Annotated in this window: 15 protein-coding genes and 2 tRNA genes; 10 read left to right on the forward strand and 7 right to left on the reverse strand. The window is 72.5% G+C overall.

The window, feature by feature from the left end; translation table 11 throughout:
• Positions 1-27: 27 nt before the first annotated feature.
• The 3 genes from ACIP5W_RS02485 (at position 28) to ACIP5W_RS02495 (ending at position 2,353) form a co-directional block, all read left to right on the forward strand.
• Positions 28-101 (forward strand) — tRNA-Met (locus tag ACIP5W_RS02485).
• Positions 102-307: 206 nt separating this feature from the next.
• Complete coding sequence (locus ACIP5W_RS02490) at positions 308-2,167, forward strand: tetratricopeptide repeat protein (protein WP_401465488.1); 1,860 nt, start codon at positions 308-310, stop codon at positions 2,165-2,167.
• Between the two features lie 112 nt (positions 2,168-2,279).
• Positions 2,280-2,353, forward strand: a tRNA-Met gene (locus ACIP5W_RS02495).
• A 151-nt stretch (positions 2,354-2,504) separates the two neighbouring features.
• On the opposite strand, the gene ACIP5W_RS02500 is transcribed toward ACIP5W_RS02495, so the two are convergent.
• A complete protein-coding gene (locus ACIP5W_RS02500) occupies positions 2,505-2,936 on the reverse strand; it encodes a Fur family transcriptional regulator (RefSeq protein WP_401465491.1) in 432 nt (143 codons plus the stop codon).
• Between the two features lie 144 nt (positions 2,937-3,080).
• Here ACIP5W_RS02500 and ACIP5W_RS02505 point away from each other — a divergent pair, with 144 nt between their 5' ends.
• A complete protein-coding gene (locus tag ACIP5W_RS02505; protein WP_401465678.1) occupies positions 3,081-4,532 on the forward strand; it encodes a catalase in 1,452 nt (483 codons plus the stop codon).
• 72 nt (positions 4,533-4,604) lie between these two features.
• Here ACIP5W_RS02505 and ACIP5W_RS02510 read toward each other — a convergent pair whose 3' ends face one another.
• Both ACIP5W_RS02510 and hisN read right to left on the reverse strand, forming a co-directional pair.
• Positions 4,605-5,000: a cyclic nucleotide-binding/CBS domain-containing protein gene (locus tag ACIP5W_RS02510; RefSeq protein WP_401465494.1), complete on the reverse strand. Its 396-nt coding sequence runs from the start codon at positions 4,998-5,000 to the stop codon at positions 4,605-4,607.
• Positions 5,001-5,142: 142 nt separating this feature from the next.
• The gene (gene hisN, locus ACIP5W_RS02515) at positions 5,143-5,943 is read right to left on the reverse strand and encodes a histidinol-phosphatase (RefSeq protein ID WP_401465497.1); all 801 of its coding nucleotides are present in this window, start codon (positions 5,941-5,943) and stop codon (positions 5,143-5,145) included.
• Between the two features lie 286 nt (positions 5,944-6,229).
• On the opposite strand from hisN, the gene ACIP5W_RS02520 reads away from it, so the two are divergent.
• Positions 6,230-6,862, forward strand: coding sequence for a TetR/AcrR family transcriptional regulator (locus tag ACIP5W_RS02520; RefSeq protein WP_401465500.1), 633 nt, complete (start codon positions 6,230-6,232; stop codon positions 6,860-6,862).
• Here ACIP5W_RS02520 and ACIP5W_RS02525 read toward each other — a convergent pair.
• From ACIP5W_RS02525 to ACIP5W_RS02540, 4 genes are all read right to left on the reverse strand, one after another.
• A complete protein-coding gene (locus ACIP5W_RS02525) occupies positions 6,859-7,182 on the reverse strand; it encodes a multidrug efflux SMR transporter (RefSeq protein WP_363091044.1) in 324 nt (107 codons plus the stop codon). The two genes, ACIP5W_RS02520 and ACIP5W_RS02525, sit on opposite strands and share 4 nt — an antisense overlap.
• 75 nt (positions 7,183-7,257) lie before the next feature.
• The gene (gene rsgA / locus ACIP5W_RS02530; protein ID WP_401465504.1) at positions 7,258-8,268 is read right to left on the reverse strand and encodes a ribosome small subunit-dependent GTPase A; all 1,011 of its coding nucleotides are present in this window, start codon (positions 8,266-8,268) and stop codon (positions 7,258-7,260) included.
• A gap of 11 nt (positions 8,269-8,279) precedes the next feature.
• A complete protein-coding gene (gene aroA, locus ACIP5W_RS02535) occupies positions 8,280-9,605 on the reverse strand; it encodes a 3-phosphoshikimate 1-carboxyvinyltransferase (protein WP_401465507.1) in 1,326 nt (441 codons plus the stop codon).
• Positions 9,606-9,722: 117 nt separating this feature from the next.
• Positions 9,723-10,445, reverse strand: a complete 723-nt coding sequence (locus ACIP5W_RS02540) for a M50 family metallopeptidase (protein WP_401465510.1) — start codon at positions 10,443-10,445, stop codon at positions 9,723-9,725.
• A 50-nt stretch (positions 10,446-10,495) separates the two neighbouring features.
• Between ACIP5W_RS02540 and ACIP5W_RS02545 the strand changes: the two genes are divergently transcribed.
• The 5 genes from ACIP5W_RS02545 (at position 10,496) to ACIP5W_RS02565 (ending at position 14,965) form a co-directional block, all read left to right on the forward strand.
• Positions 10,496-11,311, forward strand: coding sequence for an SOS response-associated peptidase (locus ACIP5W_RS02545; protein WP_401465514.1), 816 nt, complete (start codon positions 10,496-10,498; stop codon positions 11,309-11,311).
• 1 nt (position 11,312) lies between these two features.
• Positions 11,313-12,077, forward strand: coding sequence for an alpha/beta family hydrolase (locus tag ACIP5W_RS02550; protein WP_401465517.1), 765 nt, complete (start codon positions 11,313-11,315; stop codon positions 12,075-12,077).
• Positions 12,078-12,325: 248 nt separating this feature from the next.
• Positions 12,326-13,021 carry an RNA polymerase sigma factor SigR gene (gene sigR / locus ACIP5W_RS02555; protein ID WP_401465681.1) on the forward strand — a complete coding sequence of 232 codons (696 nt, stop codon included), beginning with the start codon at positions 12,326-12,328 and terminating at the stop codon, positions 13,019-13,021.
• On the forward strand, positions 13,018-13,320 hold the full coding sequence (gene rsrA / locus ACIP5W_RS02560; protein WP_363091037.1) for a mycothiol system anti-sigma-R factor: 303 nt from the start codon (positions 13,018-13,020) through the stop codon (positions 13,318-13,320). Before sigR ends, rsrA begins: the two co-directional genes overlap by 4 nt.
• A gap of 307 nt (positions 13,321-13,627) precedes the next feature.
• Complete coding sequence (locus ACIP5W_RS02565) at positions 13,628-14,965, forward strand: HD-GYP domain-containing protein (RefSeq protein WP_401465524.1); 1,338 nt, start codon at positions 13,628-13,630, stop codon at positions 14,963-14,965.
• Positions 14,966-15,075 lie beyond the last annotated feature (110 nt).

Here is a 15,075-nt window from a genome sequence, read left to right on the forward strand (position 1 = left end):
GCGTCGTGGTACGGTTGTGGAACACGACGCGGGGTGGAGCAGCTCGGTAGCTCGCTGGGCTCATAACCCAGAGGTCGCAGGTTCAAATCCTGTCCCCGCTACTCCAGGCGAAGGCCCGGATCCTGAAAAGGATCCGGGCCTTCGTGGTGTGCGAACGCATGTCCTCGCAAGAGGCACCGCCGTGCCGGCGTGGGGAGTTGAGGCATCTGTGTTTGACTTGTCTCTCTGTGGGCATGTCGACAAAACGCTGAAGTGACCTCACGGACTGCGGTATACCAGGTGTGACCGGGTTGCAGGTGGTGCGACGATGGACGTTATGGGGGACAAGGCAACTCTGTTCGAGACAGGGCGATTTGTGCAGCCTTCCGGTGTGGAAGGTACCCCGGACGAGACCTCGGAGGAGACTCCGGACATGGGTCGGGACGAGACGGGGGACGCCGTCGAGGAGGCGCGCCGACGGCTCGCCGCCGAGGCCGGCGACGTCGAGGCGATGAGCGTCCTCGGGGCCCTGCTGCTGCGCCGCGGCGATCTCGACGGAGCCGAACCCCATCTGCGTGCCGCCACCACGGGGGGCGACCGTGCCGCCGCCAACAACCTCGGTGTTCTCCTCCACCAGCGCGGCTACCCCGACGAGGCCGCCGGCTGGTGGCGGGTCGCCGCCGTCGCCGGCTCCGCGCCCGCGGCGCACGCACTGGGCCGTCACCACCGTGAGCGCGGCGACGAACCCGCCGCCGAGTACTGGCTGCGCCAGGCCGCCGAACAAGGGCACGTCCTGGGTGCCTACGCCCTTGCCGACCTGCTGGAGCACCGGGGTGACCGCCCGGGCGCCGAGCGCTGGATGCGGGCCGCCGCCGAACGCGGGCACCGGGAGGCGGCGTACCGGCTCGCGCGGGCGCTCGACCGCAGGGAGCCGCAGCTCGCCGACGGGCGCTGGGACGCGGCCGACCACGGTGCCGCCGTGCCGGCGGAGGCCGAGCAGTGGTACCGGCAGGCCGCCGCGCGCGGACACCGGCGGGCCGCGCTGCACCTCGGGGCGATCCTGGAGCGTCGGGGCGAGCTGAAGGAGGCAGGGCGCTGGTACCTGACGTCCGCCAAGGACGGCGAGCCCCGGGCGGCCTGTGCCCTCGGCTTCCTGCTGCGTGACGCCGGCGACACCGAGAACGCCGCCATGTGGTGGCTGCGCGCCGCCCAGGACGGCGACGGCAACGCGGCCAACGCGCTGGGCGCCCTGTACGCCGAGCGCAACCAGACCCAGACCGCCGAACGCTGGTACCGGGCGGCCATGGACGCCGGGGACGACAACGGCGCCTACAACCTCGCCCTGCTCTGCGCCGAGCAGGGCCGCACCGCGCAGGCCGAGCAGTGGTACCGGCGCGCCGCGTACGCCGGGCACCGCGAGGCCGCCAACGCGCTGGCCGTCCTGCTGCTCCAGGGCGGGGACGCGTCCGGGGCCGAGCCGTGGTTCTCCAAGGCCGCGGAGGCGGGCAGCGTCGACGCCGCCTTCAACCTCGGGATCCTGTTCGCCGGCCGCGGCGAGGACGCGGTCGCGCTGCGCTGGTACGAGCGGGCGGCGGCGGCCGGGCACACCGAGGCGGCGCTCCAGGTCGGCATCGCCCGGCTGCGGGAGGGCGATGAACAGGCCGCCGAACGGCATCTGCGGTGCGCGGCGGGCGGGGGCAGCGCGGAGGCGGCGTACCGGCTGGCCTCTGTGCTCGACGCCCGTCGGCCGCCCCAGCCGGCGCACGAGCTGGGCGAGATCGTGCACGAGAAGACCGAATGCGAGGAGTGGTACGAGCGGGCGGCGACCCAGGGGCACCGACGTGCGCAGGTGCGGGTCGGGATGCTGGCCGCCGCGCGGGGCGATGTGGTGCAGGCCGCGCGGTGGTACCGGACGGCCGCGGAGGCCGGGTCGCGCAACGGCGCCTTCAACCTGGGGCTGCTGCTCGCGCGGGAGGGCAGTGAGCCCGAGGCCGCCGTGTGGTGGACGCGCGCGGCCGACGCCGGGCACGGACGGGCGGCGTTGCGGCTCGCCCTCGTCTACGCGCGCCGGGGTGAACTGGCGGAGGGGCAGCGATGGGCGGATCGGGCGGTGTCGCTCGGGCCGGACGAGGTGGCCGAACGGGCCGCGCGGCTGCGGGACGCCCTCCGGGAGGAACTGTCGGCGTGAGGTCCGCGGCCCGCCCCGCCGTCCCGGCCGGCATGCCCTGACCTGCGACGGCGGGGTGCGGCGAATCGATTTGCTTCTTCCTGTCGCCGTGACGTAACGTTGCATTCAACGACGCGGGGTGGAGCAGCTCGGTAGCTCGCTGGGCTCATAACCCAGAGGTCGCAGGTTCAAATCCTGTCCCCGCTACTGAAGGCCGAGGGCCGGAATCCGAAAGGGTTCCGGCCCTTAGCTCATGTTCGGACGGTGTCGGATTCAGGCGGTGCCGTATTCAGGCGGTGTCGGAAAACGCGAAGCCCCGGCGTCCAGGACGGATGCCGGGGCTTCTGTGTCGCGTGGATCAGGCGGACACCGAGGCCGCCGACGCGCAGTTCGGGCAGACGCCGCGGTACGTCACCTCGACGCCCGAGACCGTGAAGCCGAAGCGCTCGGTGTCGGGGAGGTCGGCCAGCGGATTGCCGCTCGGGTGGACGTCGCGGATCGCGCCGCACCGGGCGCAGACCAGGTGGTGGTGCGGCCGGTGCGCGTTCGGGTCGTACCGCTTGGCGCGCTTGTCGGTGGCGACCTCGAGCACCTCGCCGAGGGAGACCAGCTCACCGAGCGTGTTGTAGACGGTCGCCCGGGAGATCTCGGGCAGCTTGGCGACGGCCCGCGCGTGGACCTCGTCGGCCGTCAGGTGGACGTGTTCGCCGTCGAGGACCTCGGCCACGACGCGTCGCTGCGCGGTCATTCGCCATCCGCGTCCGCGCAGCCGTTCCAGAAGGTCGCTCATGGCACCAGCCTAACAGGAGGGGGAGGCGAGTCCCGAACAGGTGTGACTTTGGAGGCATGCTTGATTTAGACAATATCCATTGTAGGATCGATCCTGGTTTTGGCCAAGCAACAGGAACGGTCGGGAATGACGCAGAAGACGCACGTGACGCAGGGGCCGCTCACGACGGAGGCCGGCGCGCCGGTGGCCGACAACCAGAACAGCGAGACCGCGGGCGTCGGCGGCCCCGTCCTCGTCCAGGACCAGCTGCTCCTGGAGAAGCTCGCGCGCTTCAACCGTGAGCGCATCCCGGAGCGCGTGGTGCACGCCCGCGGCGCCGGCGCCTACGGCACCTTCACGGTGACCGCCGATGTCACGCCGTACACCAGGGCGGCTTTCCTCTCCGAGGTCGGCAAGCAGACGGAGACGTTCCTGCGGTTCTCGACCGTGGCGGGCAGCCTCGGGTCCGCGGACGCCGTGCGCGACCCGCGCGGGTTCGCGCTGAAGTTCTACACCGAGGAGGGCAACTACGACCTCGTCGGCAACAACACCCCGGTGTTCTTCATCAAGGACGCCATCAAGTTCCCCGACTTCATCCACACCCAGAAGCGCGACCCGTACACGGGCTCGCAGGAGGCGGACAACGTCTGGGACTTCTGGGGCCTCAGCCCCGAGAGCACCCACCAGGTGACCTGGCTGTTCGGTGACCGCGGCATCCCGGCGAGCTACCGCCACATGGACGGTTTCGGCTCGCACACCTACCAGTGGAGCAACGGGGCCGGCGAGGCCTTCTGGGTCAAGTACCACTTCAAGACCGACCAGGGCATCAGGAACCTCACCCAGGCCGAGGCCGACCGGCTCGCCGGCGAGGACCCCGACTCCCACCAGCGGGACCTGCGCGAGGCCATCGAGCGCGGCGAGTACCCGACCTGGACCGTGGGCGTGCAGATCATGCCGGTGGCCGACGCGGCGACGTACCGGTTCAACCCGTTCGACCTCACCAAGGTGTGGCCGCACGCGGACCACCCGGTGATCGAGTTCGGCAAGCTGGAGCTCAACCGCAACCCGGAGAACGTCTTCGCCGAGGTCGAGCAGTCGATCTTCTCGCCGGCGCACTTCGTGCCCGGCATCGGCCCCTCGCCGGACAAGATGCTCCAGGGCCGCCTCTTCGCCTACGGCGACGCCCACCGCTACCGCGTCGGCATCAACGCCGACCACCTGCCGGTGAACCGCCCGCACGCCACCGTGGCGCGCACCCACGCGCGGGACGGCCTTCTGTACGACGGCCGCCACGGCGGGGCGAAGAACTACGAGCCGAACAGCTTCGGCGGACCGTTCCAGACCGGCCGTCCGCTGTGGTCCGCGACCGCGGTGACCGGCGGCACGGGCAACCACCCGGCGCCCGTCCACGCTGAGGACGACGACTTCGTGCAGGCGGGCAACCTCTACCGGCTGATGTCGCAGGACGAGAAGGAACGCCTGATCGGCAACCTGGCCGGCTTCATCGCCAAGGTCTCCCGCGACGACGTCGTGGAGCGGGCGATCGACAACTTCCGCCGGGCCGACGGAGACTACGGCAAGCGGCTGGAGGCCGCGGTCCAGGCCCTGCGCGGCTGATACTCCAGCACTGGACCGCTTGTCGTGACCGGACGGGCCGGACTTCCCTCGGGGAGTCCGGCCCGTCCGTGTTCACAGGGCCGGCGCGGGCTGCCGTGCGGGGGCCCAGCAGCGGATGAGGTCGCGGACGGAGACGACGCCGACGGCCTCCTCGTGGTCCAGGACGACGAGGTGCCGGAAGCCGCCGTGTGCCATGGCCGCGGCCGCCTCCTCCAGGGTCCAGGTGGGGGCGGCGAAGACGACGTCGTTGGTGGTGTGGGCGTGGGTGTGTTCGGTCTCCGGGTTCTCGCCCCGGGCCACGGAGTTGAGGATGTCCCGTTCGGTGAGGATGCCGATGCCACCGGCGTCCGGGTCGAGCACCAGGGCCGCGCCGACGCGGCGTGCGGACATCAGGGCGGCGGCCTGCCGGAGGGTGTGTGCGGGGCCGATGGTGAGCACCACCGTGCTCATGGCGTCGCGGACGAGCATGGGCTGAACACCTCCTACGAATCCGCCGGTGCGCGGATTCACAAATTCACAAGTGGGGGTGTCGCCAGGGTGGCAGGTAAAGCGGGGGTCAACAAGAGGGCGCGCGCGTCCAGTTGAGGGCGCACGCGCTCATGTGTGTCGGTCAGTCGCGCTCGTTGAGGTAGCCCAGCAGCTCGTCGTGGAGCAGCCCGTTCGATGCGGCGGCGTTGCCGCTGTGCGGACCCGGACGGCCGTCCAGGCCGGTGAACTTACCACCTGCCTCCGTCACGACGATCGCCGTGGCCGCCATGTCCCAGAGGGACAGTTCGGGTTCCGCGCAGAGGTCGACCGAGCCCTCGGCGACCATCATGTACGGCCAGAAATCGCCGTACGCGCGCGTGCGCCATACCTCGCGGGTGAGGTCCAGGAAGCCGTTCAGCCGCCCCTGCTCCTCCCAGCCGCTGAGCGAGGAGTACGCGAAGGAGGCGTCCGACAGCCGCGAGACGCGGGAGACGTGCAGGCGGCTCGCGGAGGTCAGGCTGCGGCCGGTGTAGGCGCCGTGGCCCTTGGCGGCCCACCAGCGGCGGCCCAGGGCCGGGGCGGACACGACACCGACGACGGGCTGGTAGCCGCCCTCGGCGGCCTCCATCAGCGAGATGAGCGTGGCCCAGACGGGGACGCCGCGTACGTAGTTCTTCGTGCCGTCGATCGGATCGATCACCCAGCGGCGGGGACCGGTCCCCTCGACGCCGTACTCCTCGCCCAGGATCGCGTCGCGCGGGCGGGCGCGCTGGAGCTGGCCGCGGATCAGCTCCTCGGCGGCCTTGTCCGCCTCGCTCACCGGGGTCATGTCCGGTTTGGTCTCGACCTTCAGGTCGAGGGCCTTGAAGCGGGCCATGGTCGCGGCGTCGGCGGCGTCCGCGAGGACGTGCGCGAGGCGGAGGTCGTCGTGGTAGTCCGGCATGGGACGAACGGTATCCGCCGTGGTGGGGGTGGGGCCACACAGGGCCCGGCGGGGGCCTGGCGAGGGCCTGGCGAGGGCCCCTGGCGGAGCGGGGCGCGGAAACGCTCGCGGTGGGAGCGGTGGGAGCGGTGGGAGCGGTGGGAGCGGTGTGCGGGGGCGGGGCGCGGGGCGCAGCTCGGGGGCCGCGAGCCCGTGTGCCGGTGCGAGCCGCCTCCCGCGGACCCTTGACAGCGCCTGCCGGCGCGTCAAACCTGGGCTCAGAGCCGCTCGTCCCAGGGAGGCGACGATGCCTGCGCGGGAACCCCTGCTGGACGCCGCTTTCGCGGCACTCGCACGCCGGCCGTGGGCCGCCGTGCGGATGGTGGACGTCGCCTCGGCGGCCGGGGTGTCCCGGCAGACCCTCTACAACGAGTTCGGGAGCAAGGAAGGGCTGGCACGGGCGCTCGTCAGACGGGAGGCCGACGCGTACCTCGCCGGTGTCGAGCGGGCGTTGAGGGTACCGGGGGACGGGCGGGAGCGGCTGGTCGCGGTCGCGGAGTGGACGGTCTCCGCGGCCCGGGGGAACGCGGTGGTGCGGGCCCTGCTCACCGGCTGCTGGAGCGCGCGCCTGCCCTCGTTGAACCTGGCCGCGGTGGCGTCGTCCTCCGCCGTGCCCGCGCAGCGGCGGGCGGACGCGGCGTTGCCCTCGCCGGGAGATCTGGTGGCGGCCGTACGGGATCGGGCCGCGGCTGCGGTGGGCGGGGGCAGCGGGGGTGAGGCGGCGCCGGCCTGCGAGTTGGCGGTGCGGCTCGCGTTGTCCTGCGTGGCGGCGCCGCCGGGGGAGGGGGGCGGGGGCGCGGTGGGGGAGTTGGTGCGGGGGGCTCTGCATCGGCAGGGCGCGGACCGAGAGGTGCTGTCGCCCGCGCCGGACAGGTCCTAGTGGGCCGAACCCGACAGCTGGAGGCCGATCACGCCGATGATCACGAAGCTGATCGAGACGATCTTCAGGACGGAGACCAGGTCGCCCAGGAAGATCATTCCGTAGATCGCGGTGCCGGCCGCGCCGATGCCGGTCCAGACCGCGTAGGCCGGTCCGACGTCGAGTTTCTTGAGGGAGAGGGTCAGCAGACCGAAGCTGCCCAGGGCGAACACGCAGAACGCGATCGTCGGCCACAACCTCGTGAAACCGTGCGACAGCTTCAGGCAGACGGCGAAGCCGGTCTCGAGCATTCCCGCGACGATGACCAGCAGCCACGCCATGTGCTGTCCTCCCGTGTAAGCGGCTCGGTGCGATTATGCACTTACCGAACCCCGGCACCCACAAACACGCGAAGGTCAGTCGCCCTCCGTACGCTCCCTCGTCGACAGCAGGCGGCGCAGCGAGTACAGCCGCGCCTGATCCGCGTGCCCCTCGGCCACCCACGCGTCCAGCGCGCAGTCCGGCTCGTCGTGGCTGCACGCGCGCGGGCAGCCCTCCGTGCCCGGCACCAGATCGGGGAAGGCGAGGATGACGCGCGAGGGGTCGATGTGGGCCAGCCCGAAGGAACGGATGCCGGGGGTGTCGATGACCCAGTCGTCGGTGCCGTTCAGGGGCAGGGCGAGCGCCGAGGTGGTGGTGTGCCGGCCGCGGCCCGTGACCGCGTTGACATGGCCCGTCACCCGGCGCCGCTCCTCGGGGACCAGCGCGTTCACCAGGGTCGTCTTGCCGACGCCGGAGTGACCGACGAATGCCGTGACCCGCCCGGCCAGCTGCTCGCGCACCAGTTCCGCCGCGTCGCCGCTCGCCAGTTGCTCGCGGTTGGTGACGACGTAGGGGATGTCGAGGTGGCCGTACAGCTCCAGCAGTTTGTCCGGGGACGCCAGGTCCGACTTCGTCATGACGAGCAGCGGGCTCAGACCGCCGTCGAACGCCGCGACCAGGCAGCGGTCGATCAGCCGCGGGCGAGGTTCGGGGTCGGCCAGGGCGGTGACGATCGCGAGCTGGTCGGCGTTGGCGACCACCACGCGCTCGTAGGGGTCGTCGTCGTCCGCGGTGCGGCGCAGCACCGAGGTGCGCTCCGCGATCCGGACGATGCGCGCGAGGGTGTCCTTCGCCCCCGACAGGTCGCCGACCAGGGCGACCCGGTCACCGACGACCGCCGCCTTGCGGCCCAGTTCGCGGGCCTTCATCGCCATCACGATGCGGTCCTCGACGAGGCAGGTGAGCCGGCCCCGGTCGACGGTGAGGACCATGCCGTCGGCCGCGTCCTCGTGCTTGGGGCGGATGTGCGTGCGCGGCCGGTTGCCCTTGCGGTTCGGGCGGCTGCGGATGTCGTCCTCGTCGGTGTGCTTGCCGTAGCGGCGCATGGCGGAAGTCCCTATACCCCGGACGCCCCGAGCATGCCGGTCCACAGGTCGGGAAAGTCCGGCAGCGTCTTCGCCGTCGTCGCCACGTTCTCGATCTGTACGCCTTCCACGGCCAGGCCGATGACCGCGCCGGCCGTGGCCATGCGGTGGTCGTCGTAGGTGTGGAAGATCCCGCCGTGCAGCCGGCGCGGGCGGATGTGCAGGCCGTCGGCGGTCTCGGTGACGTCGCCGCCCAGCTCGTTGATCTCCTTGGTGAGCGCGGCCAGGCGGTCCGTCTCGTGCAGCCGCAGGTGCGCCACGCCCCGCAGGGTGGAGGGGGAGTCGGCGAGGGCGGCGACCGCCGCGATGCCCGGGGTCAGCTCGCCGACGTCGCTCAGGTCGACGTCGATGCCGTGGATCGCGCCCGATCCGGTGAAGGCCAGGCCGTACTCGGTCAGTTCGCAGGAACCGCCCATCTCGGTGAAGATCTCCCGCAGCCGGTCCCCCGGTTGGGTGGTCCTGGCCGGCCAGTCCGGGACGACGACCCGGCCGCCGGTCACCAGCGCCGCCGCGAGGAACGGCTGCGCGTTGGACAGGTCCGGCTCGATGGTCAGGTCCCGGCCGAGCAGCGCGCCCGGCGTGACCCGCCAGACGTTCGGCTCGCCGCCCGACTCCGGGGTGTCCACCTGGGCGCCCACCGCGCGCAGCATGTCCACCGTCATCCGGATGTGCGGCAGGGAGGGCAGCGTGGCGCCGGTGTGCCGGACCTCGACGCCCTGGTTGAAGCGCGGCCCCGACAGCAGCAGGGCGCTCACGAACTGCGACGAGGAGGAGGCGTCGACCTCGACCGGGCCGCCGTCCAGCGCGCCCCCGCCGTGCACGGTGAGCGGCAGCGAGCCCCGGCCGTCGTCGTCGATGCGGGCGCCGAGCGCGCGCAGGGCGTCGATCACGCTGGCCAGGGGACGCTCGTACGAGCGCGGGTCGCCGTCGAAGCGGACCGGGCCGTCGGCCAGCGTGGCGACCGGCGGCAGGAAGCGCATGACCGTGCCCGCGTTGCCGACGTCGACGGTGGCCGGGCCGCGGAGCCCCGTGGGGAACACCCGCCAGGCCTCGCCGGTTCCGTCGGGCCCCACGCCCTCCTCGATGCCCACCCCCATCGCGCGCAGGGCGGCCGCCATGAGCAGGGTGTCGCGGGAGCGCAGGGGACGGCGCAGCCAGCCGGGCTCGGAGGCCAGGGCGGCCAGGACGAGAGCGCGGTTCGTGACCGACTTGGACCCCGGCACGTGGACCGTCGCGTCGACGGCCTCGCTCGCGTGCGGGGCGGGCCAGAGGGCGGTGTGGGCGGGGTTCGGGGCCATGGGCCCACTGTATAAGCAGGGCATGGTCCGGGCGGTCCGGCATGGGGGCCGGCCGGGGGAGGCGCGTGCCTGCGCCCGGGTGGCCCGCGCCCCCTCACGCGCCCCCGAAGGCGCCCCTCACACCCCCAGCAGCCAGCGCCCGCCGCCCAGCAGCGCGCACAGGCTCACCGCGTGGAAGAGGAACAGCCACAGGCCCGCCGGCACGTGGGTCAGGCGGGACAACTGGTCCGCGTCCGAGTCCCCGGCGCCGCCGCGGGACCGCTTCGTCTGGAGTTCGAAGGCCGGGCGCACGCCACCCAGCAGCAGGAACCACACCACCGCGTACGCGAACGCCGCCTGCACCTGGGGACCGGCCAGCCAGGACACCAGCAGGAACGCGCCGCCCGTGAGGAACACCGTCAGCACCCCGTACGCGTTGCGGATCATCACCAGCATCGCCAGCAGCAGCGCCGTCGCCAGCCACAGCAACAGCGTGATGCGGCCGGCGCCGAGCAGCGCGGCGCCGCCCAGGCCCAGCAGCGGGGGAGCGGTGTAACCGGCGGCCGCGGTCAGGATCATGCCGAGGCCGTGCGGTTTGCCCCGGCTCAGGGTCAGGCCGCTGGTGTCGGAGTGCAGCCGTATGCCGGTCAGCCGGCGGCCGGTGAGCAGCGCGACCAGACCGTGGCCGCCCTCGTGGGCGATGGTGATGGCGTTGCGGGAGAGGCGCCAGAGGGTGTGCGGCACGACCACCGCGAGCGCGGCGGCCATGGTGGCGATCACCACCCACAGGTCGGGGTCGGACTGGGTGCCGACGAGCCGGTCCCAGAGGTCGGGCAGCGCGGTGGCGGCGATGCTGTCCATGATTTCCGGTGGCTCCCTCTCGTCCTGCGGAGTCTGGCAGTGTGGCACGTATGTGCGGACGTTATGCAGCGAGTCGCAGGCCCGAGGATCTCGTAGAAGTCTTTGACGTCGATAAGTGGGAGCCCGGGGAAACCCTCGGGCCCGACTACAACGTGGCCCCCACCAAGGAGGTCCACGTGGTTCTGGACCGTCCCCTGAAGGACGTGCCCGACCCGCGTCCGGTTCGTCAGTTGCGCAGACTCAGGTGGGGCCTGGTCCCGTCCTGGTCGAAGACGCCCGAGGGCGCCGCCCGGATGATCAACGCGCGCGCGGAGACCGTCCACGAGAAGCCGTCGTTCCGCCGCGCCTTCGCCACCCGGCGGTGCGTGATTCCGGCCGACGGCTACTACGAGTGGGTCACCGGACGGCAGGAGCGCGACCTGGAGGTGGAGGGCCGGAAGAAGCGGCCCCGCAAGCAGCCCTACTTCGTGCTCCCGGCCGACGGCTCGGTCTTCGCGATGGCCGGGCTGTACGAGTTCTGGCGCGACCGCACGCTGCCGGACGACCATCCGCGGGCGTGGTGGGCGACCTGCTCGATCGTCACCACCGAGGCGGAGACGACCCCGCTCGCGGTGCCCCCCGCCGAGGGCCCGCGCACGCTGTACGACATCCACCCCCGGATGCCCCTGATGCTCACCCCCGACCGCTGGGACGCCTGGCTGGACCCGTCCCGGACGGACGTCGAGGACCTGCGTTCCCTGCTCGAACCGCCGCCGCCCGGCCTGATGCGCGCCTACCCGGTGTCGACTGCCGTGAGCAACGTCCGCAACAACGGCCCGGAGCTGCTGAAAGAGCTGGAGGGCCCCGAGGAGGGCACACTCTTCTGACGTGACCGACGGGACGAATGCGGCAGACGTGATCAGCATGAAGAACGAGGCGCCCGGGACCACCGGGACCAGTGGGACCAGTGGGACCAGTGGGACCAGCGAGATCACCGGGACCACCGGGACCACCGGGACCACCGGGACGATCCAGGTCGTCGACACCGACGCCGGGCCCGCCCGCCTCACCTGGCACCGGGCGAAGCGGCCGAGGCTGGTCCTCGCCGTCGGCCACGGGGCCGGCGGTGGCATCGAGGCGCGTGATCTGCGCGCGCTCGCCGACGTCCTCCCCGGGCACGGCGTCAGCGTCGCCCTCGTCGAGCAGCCCTGGCGGGTCGCCGGGAAGAAGGTGGCACCCGCGCCGAAGACGCTCGACGCCGGCTGGCGCGGGATCTGGGCGGCCGTCGCGGATCCCGGCCTGCCGGTGATCTCCGGCGGGCGCAGTGCGGGCGCCCGTGTGGCCTGCCGTACCGCGGCCGAACTCGGTGCCCACGCCGTGCTCGCGCTCAGCTTTCCGCTTCACCCGCCCGGCAGGCCGGAGAGGTCCAGGGCCGCCGAGCTGCTGGGTGCCGGAGTGCCCACGCTCGTCGTCCAAGGGGGCAACGACCCCTTCGGCAGGCCCGGGGAGTTCCCCGGAGGGACGTACGAGCTCGTCGAGGTGCCCGGCGGCGATCACGGGTTCGCCGTGCCCAGAAGGGCCCCGGTCACCCAGGAGCAAGCCCTGGAGACGATCACCGCGGCGGTCGTCGGGTGGGCCGCGTCACTGGGGTGAACGGCGGGGAATGCCGCGGGGCGGGCGACTGTTGAGCCGGACAGAAGTGCTGAACACGCAGCACCGATGTCGTAGGAGAGGAAGTCCGGCGCATGGGTTCGACCATCTGCCCCAGCCGCACCGACCTGGACTGGACGGTGCTGCACGCGGCCAGGACCGTTCCTGTTCGAGCGGCGGGCGGGACGGGTAGTCGTCTATCCTCCGATTCGAGTGGGACCGGTTTCGGTTCTGCCCGCGATCTTGAGGAGGTGGGTCCGGTCACCGGTACCGACGCAGGGACCGACAACGGCCAGGCGGAGCTGCCCGAGGGCCAGGGCACGGACGTGGGGACGGGCACGGAGTCCACCGCGGAGCGCAGCGCGCGCTTCGAACGGGACGCGCTCGAGTTCCTCGACCAGATGTACTCGGCCGCCCTGCGCATGACGCGCAACCCGGCGGACGCCGAGGACCTGGTGCAGGAGACGTATGCCAAGGCGTACGCGTCCTTCCACCAGTTCCGCGAGGGCACCAATCTCAAGGCCTGGCTGTACCGGATCCTGACCAACACCTTCATCAACTCGTACCGCAAGAAGCAGCGCGAACCCCAGCGCAGCGCGGCCGAGGAGATCGAGGACTGGCAGCTGGCGCGCGCCGAGTCGCACATGTCCACGGGTCTGCGTTCCGCCGAGTCGCAGGCGCTGGACCACCTGCCCGACTCGGACGTGAAGGCGGCACTCCAGGCGATCCCCGAGGAATTCCGCATCGCCGTCTACCTCGCGGACGTCGAGGGCTTTGCGTACAAGGAGATCGCGGACATCATGGGGACACCCATCGGTACGGTGATGTCCCGGCTGCACCGGGGCCGCCGTCAACTGCGCGGCATGCTCGAGGACTACGCCCGTGAGCGCGGGCTGGTCCCGGCCGGCGCCGGAGAGTCGAACGAAGCGAAAGGCTCGGGCTCATGAGCTGCGGAGAGCCGCACGAGACGGACTGCGGTGAGGTCCTCGACCATCTCTACGAGTTCCTCGACAGTGAGATGCCGGACGTCGACCGCGACAAGTTCAAGCAGCACTTCAGCGAGTGCTCGCCGTGCCTGGAGAAGTACGGGCTGGAAGAGGCCGTCAAGAAGCTGGTCAAGCGCTGCTGCGGCCATGACGACGTGCCGAGCGACCTGCGCTCGAAGGTGATGGGCCGGCTCGAGCTGATCCGCTCCGGTCAGGCCGTGCCCGAGCACGACGTGTCGGTCACCCGCCAGGAGTCCTGAGGCCTCCCCCCCGGGACCTGAGGTCCCGAGTCCTCCCGGGACCTGAGGTCCCGAGTCCTCCCGGGACCTGAGGTCCCGAGTCCTCCCGGGACCTGAGGCCTGAGGCCTCCCGGGACCTGAGGCCTGAAGTCTCCCGGACCGGGAGGCCCGAGGCCTCTCAGGACCTGAGTCCGCCAGGTCCGCACGTCTCCCCGGGACCGGCCGACATCACCCGAATGTGCTAATCCGCGAGTGATGCGCCCGCGTCGCCACCCCCAGCCACCCTAGGCTCCGGAGCCTGGACCAGCCGTGGCCGGGGGAGGGCGACATGGACGGCATTCCGGTAAGGGCGCGGGTGTACGTCGTCTGTGCCGCCCTGGGCGCGGTGTGCTGCCTGATCCCGCTGCCGACGGACCGCGCGCCCTGGTGGCCGGTCCTGCTGCTCGCCCCGCTGTACGCGGGCGGTGAGCGCGTCGCCCGCCGCCGGTTCGCCGGCACCCTCTACCCCGTCCTGCTGGCCGGGGCCTTTCTGCTGCCGGCGGCGGCCGCCGCGCTCGTGCCGCTGCCGGGCGCGCTGCTGTCCCCGGTGGAACAGCGCCCCGGCACACTGCGGCGCGTGTGGCGGGCCGCCCGGCTGGCGCTCGGCGTATGGGCCGCGTCCCGCACCCATGACGCGCTGGGCGGCCGGGAGGCCGTCGAGGCGTCCGGCGCCCCCGCCCTCCTTCTGCCGGCCGGGGCGGCCGTCCTGGTCCTGTGCCTGGTGCTCGCCGCCCTGGACGGCGGGATGCTCGCCCTGGCCGAGGGGCTGCCGCCGCGGCGGGCCTGGCACGGGCTGTTCCCGCGCTCCCTGGCGCCCCTGGGGGTGCACGGACTCGCCGGCCTGATGATGGCCGTCCTGTGGCACAGCCCCTACGGGCCGGTCGCCGCGCTGCTCGTGCTGTTCCCGATGGGCGTGTCCTGGTGGGTGTTCGCGCAGTACCACCGGGAGCGCGCCGCCCATCAGGCGACGATCCGCGCGCTGGTGCAGGCCGTGGACATCAAGGACGGCCACACGCGCGGGCACAGCGAACGCGTCGGACAGGCCTCCACGATGATCGCCCGTGAACTGGGCATGAGCGAGGACCGGGTCGAGGTCATCCGCTTCGCCGGGATCCTGCACGACGTCGGCAAGCTGGGCGTGCCCACCCGCCTGCTCCGCAAGGACGGCCCCCTGACGCCGGAGGAACGGCGCGTGATCGAACTGCACCCCGAGTACGGGCACGAGATCACCCGGGGCATCTCCTTCCTCGGCGAGGCCCGTTCGGCGATCCTCCACCACCACGAGCGGCTGGACGGCAGCGGCTACCCCTACGGGCTGGCCGGCGGTCAGATCCCGGAACCGGCACGGGTGGTGGCGGTCGCCGACGCCTTCGACGCGATGACCTCGAACCGCTCCTACAGCCGGGCCCGCCCCGTGCGGGTGGCGCTGGAGGAACTCCAGCGGTGCGCCGGGACCCACTTCGACCCCCGCATGGTCACCGCGCTGACCCGCGTGATCACCCGCGACGGCTGGCACCCGATCGTCACCGCCGACGAGCCCCGCCTGCCGGCCCCTGCCCCTGCCCCTGCCCCCTCACCCTCACCGTCGCCGTCCCCGGTCGCCGGGCGGCCGGAGGTCCGGCGGTGAGGGGCGCGGGGTGCCCGTGGGCGGCCGGGGAACCGCCGGGGGCGGTCCGGCGCCCGCCGGCCGAGCCCGGAGCGGCAGTGCCCCCGCTTCCGGCGACGGGCGGTCTCGCG

It is taken from the genome of Streptomyces sp. NPDC088766, from assembly GCF_044750845.1.
Lineage (GTDB): Bacteria > Actinomycetota > Actinomycetes > Streptomycetales > Streptomycetaceae > Streptomyces.

Bases quoted from the DNA above. Each gene is read 5' to 3' on its own strand.
- ACIP5W_RS02490 (WP_401465488.1), top strand. From the start codon at position 308: ATGGACGTTATGGGGGACAAGGCAACTCTGTTCGAGACAGGGCGATTT.
- rsrA (WP_363091037.1), top strand. From the start codon at position 13,018: ATGAGCTGCGGAGAGCCGCACGAGACGGACTGCGGTGAGGTCCTCGAC.
- ACIP5W_RS02565 (WP_401465524.1), top strand. From the start codon at position 13,628: ATGGACGGCATTCCGGTAAGGGCGCGGGTGTACGTCGTCTGTGCCGCC.
- ACIP5W_RS02545 (WP_401465514.1), top strand. From the start codon at position 10,496: ATGTGCGGACGTTATGCAGCGAGTCGCAGGCCCGAGGATCTCGTAGAA.
- ACIP5W_RS02510 (WP_401465494.1), bottom strand. From the start codon at position 5,000: ATGCTCGTCCGCGACGCCATGAGCACGGTGGTGCTCACCATCGGCCCC.
- ACIP5W_RS02525 (WP_363091044.1), bottom strand. From the start codon at position 7,182: ATGGCGTGGCTGCTGGTCATCGTCGCGGGAATGCTCGAGACCGGCTTC.
- aroA (WP_401465507.1), bottom strand. From the start codon at position 9,605: ATGGCCCCGAACCCCGCCCACACCGCCCTCTGGCCCGCCCCGCACGCG.
- ACIP5W_RS02540 (WP_401465510.1), bottom strand. From the start codon at position 10,445: ATGGACAGCATCGCCGCCACCGCGCTGCCCGACCTCTGGGACCGGCTC.
- ACIP5W_RS02520 (WP_401465500.1), top strand. From the start codon at position 6,230: ATGCCTGCGCGGGAACCCCTGCTGGACGCCGCTTTCGCGGCACTCGCA.
- hisN (WP_401465497.1), bottom strand. From the start codon at position 5,943: ATGCCGGACTACCACGACGACCTCCGCCTCGCGCACGTCCTCGCGGAC.
- ACIP5W_RS02500 (WP_401465491.1), bottom strand. From the start codon at position 2,936: ATGAGCGACCTTCTGGAACGGCTGCGCGGACGCGGATGGCGAATGACC.
- rsgA (WP_401465504.1), bottom strand. From the start codon at position 8,268: ATGCGCCGCTACGGCAAGCACACCGACGAGGACGACATCCGCAGCCGC.